Annotated in this window: 8 protein-coding genes; all 8 read right to left on the reverse strand. The window is 46.8% G+C overall.

What is annotated here, in order from left to right:
• Positions 1-183: DUF3164 family protein (locus tag RH88_RS11555; RefSeq protein WP_005596070.1), on the reverse strand; the 183-nt coding region annotated here is incomplete at its 3' end.
• Between the two features lie 10 nt (positions 184-193).
• Positions 194-508 (reverse strand): hypothetical protein, encoded by a 315-nt coding sequence (locus tag RH88_RS11560; RefSeq protein WP_005596071.1) that lies wholly within the window; start codon positions 506-508, stop codon positions 194-196.
• Between the two features lie 4 nt (positions 509-512).
• Entirely contained in the window at positions 513-698 is a 186-nt protein-coding gene (locus tag RH88_RS11565; RefSeq protein ID WP_005596072.1) for an ANR family transcriptional regulator, read from the reverse strand.
• On the reverse strand, positions 682-939 hold the full coding sequence (locus RH88_RS11570; RefSeq protein ID WP_005596073.1) for a hypothetical protein: 258 nt from the start codon (positions 937-939) through the stop codon (positions 682-684). The genes RH88_RS11565 and RH88_RS11570 overlap by 17 nt, the downstream gene beginning before the upstream one ends.
• Positions 930-1,253, reverse strand: a complete 324-nt coding sequence (locus RH88_RS11575; protein ID WP_005596074.1) for a helix-turn-helix domain-containing protein — start codon at positions 1,251-1,253, stop codon at positions 930-932. Before RH88_RS11575 ends, RH88_RS11570 begins: the two co-directional genes overlap by 10 nt.
• The gene (locus tag RH88_RS11580) at positions 1,240-1,524 is read right to left on the reverse strand and encodes a hypothetical protein (RefSeq protein ID WP_005596076.1); all 285 of its coding nucleotides are present in this window, start codon (positions 1,522-1,524) and stop codon (positions 1,240-1,242) included. Before RH88_RS11580 ends, RH88_RS11575 begins: the two co-directional genes overlap by 14 nt.
• Before the next feature lie 4 nt (positions 1,525-1,528).
• Positions 1,529-1,804, reverse strand: a complete 276-nt coding sequence (locus RH88_RS11585) for a hypothetical protein (RefSeq protein ID WP_005596078.1) — start codon at positions 1,802-1,804, stop codon at positions 1,529-1,531.
• A 2-nt stretch (positions 1,805-1,806) separates the two neighbouring features.
• Positions 1,807-2,341 (reverse strand): AAA family ATPase (locus RH88_RS11590; protein WP_005596080.1); only part of this gene is annotated, 535 nt, incomplete at its 5' end.

Below are 2,341 nucleotides of genomic sequence, written 5' to 3' on the forward strand. Positions count from 1 at the left end.
CTCAGCAAAGCCTTCAACTTTGAATTGGCGCAATAGCTCTTGCTGCTCTTTTGCCTTTTGAACCATACGGATCACAAAATCATTCATCTCAAGGTCATGCGCTTCAACAAGGTTCTCAGGAACTAGGCGACCTTTGCGATCTTTTAGGTAGCCTTCTGGTGTATCAATTTTTTGTGTAGTCATCTTCTAATCCTTAATGGGTTACGTTAGTTGATTCGGTTTGAGTTTCAGCGCCAGCTTTTACTTTCGCTTCCTCAGCTTCTTGCTCATCAACAGAGGCTTGTACTAGGTCATACATTTCTTCGCCCACTTCGTTGTAAAGCTGAGCAATTTGCGTCGTTGTGTTGTGTACGATAGGCAAGATAGCGCCAGAGATAGCCGAGGCTGCAAAGCACGCGAGCTTTTCAGCTCCGCCGCCGTTAATCTCGCCTTGAACCACAAAGCGGTCACCATCAAAACCAACACTTACGACCACTTGCGCCATCTTGATTTTTTTATCGTTACTCATTTGTTTACGCCTCCTTGGCGCTGTATTTATTGCAATACTCTGCACGGGCATCAGCCCAATGCTGGTTAATTCTGTTTTTAGCCAGTGCGCTGGCTTTCAACCACTGGATACCTGCCGCGAGGTAATGCCTTCGCTTTTCCAGTAGTACCGCGATTCGTGCTTCACGCAGGTAGTTAGGGGATTCTGTCATTAGGCACCTGCGCAATACGTTCTCGATTCCAAAAGATAATGTCCTTGCCGATACGCACCACCGCGATGGTTCCACGGCTTGTCTGCATCAAGGTAGGCTCGACTTCGCCAATAAACTGTTTGACGCGTCCATGAGTCAATAAGGGCTCATAGTCGCACTCAAACACTCTCGAACGTCCAATGGTTCGGCTGGTTTTTACCCTGCTTCCCGCCAACCAGATAATCCCCTCAGTTAATGACATAGTGCACCTCCTTGAGTGCGATAAGTGCAGCTCTTGCATGTGTGGTGTAATTGAACTCTCATCGGGTTCGTCGCAGCAAAGGGGCGGTTTTGGTTCTGCTCGCATTGCTTGCGTTCAATCTCACCAAGTAGTGGGCATTCCACCTTTTTAAATAAATAAGCGTCTTGCACTGCGTGCTTAACCGCTTCGATATCCCCACCATATGAGCCGTTCAATACTCGGCTAATGGTGCTTTTGGAATATCCAACCTCTTTTGCTATCACGGTTAGCGGCACGAGGTTGGCGCGTGTTTGTAGTGCTTCAAGCCAACTCATAACGCTCTCCCGTGTTCTGGTCGAAAAGCGCATCGCCTTTAATGGCTGGCGGCTTTGGCCCTGTATTGCGCAGCAGTTGATATTTAGCGGATTGACCACGGCCTTGCTGACGAATATATCCGGCCTTGATTAAAGCGCTTAAATAACGACGCACGGTGCGGTAACTCCCTTCGGTGGTGATAATCAAATCTGCCTGGCTAAAAGTGCGTAGTATGCGCATTGACATCCAAACCTTACGGCGAGGGCCTGAGTTAAAGAATGTTCTTTTCATCTTGTTAACCTTGATATTTAGCGATAACCGAATTTTTTATCTGTCTTGCTAGTCGATAGCCGTTCTTCCAGCTTTCCTTAGTGCAAGGGTTGATCATGATATGTTTAAAATCACCCTCATAGTCATCTGTAACCGGACTCACTTCCTCTGGGAGGTGAAGAAGAATGCTTATAATGACGGTCCCTTGGCGATAGACATCCTCATTGCCTCGGAAAGCATGAATATCTTCATGTTGTGAGCTCATTTCTTGAGCATGTTCACCTAATTCATAGATATCCATGATTAAACCCCCGCATGGCCTAAGTGGAACTGACCTTTAAATTCTTTCAAGCTCAATGTCTTTTTATCGTTGTTTACGGCGTAAATTTCGATTTGGTAAAGGCCAACCACAATGCGTCGTACTTCACCTTTACTTTCCGCCACCAATGCCTCAAGTAAGTCGTCAGCAATTTCCACCTTGTCTGACATGGCGCTCACGATTTTACGTGCGTCTTCCATATCACAGTGCGCAAACTCTACCCATTGCATCACTCGGTTATCGAACTGAGGAAAGCGTTTAATCTTCTTCGCAAAGTTCTTCATACCAATCAGAATCACTGGCACCATTGACATATCGTGAATGTCACGAATCGCTTCAACCATTGCCGCTGACTCAACCACATAGTCCGCTTCATCGATGAAAAGAGGGCGATTTTCAAGCGCTAACGCTTCGATGATTGAATCCTGACACGCTACCGCTGAGCGCTGGCGGTCAATACCTAGCTCGTCACAAATAGACTGCATCATTGACAGTGGCGTCCAGAGTTTCTTTGCACGT

The organism is Vibrio scophthalmi LMG 19158, assembly GCF_000222585.1.
GTDB classification, from domain to species: Bacteria; Pseudomonadota; Gammaproteobacteria; order Enterobacterales; family Vibrionaceae; genus Vibrio; species Vibrio scophthalmi.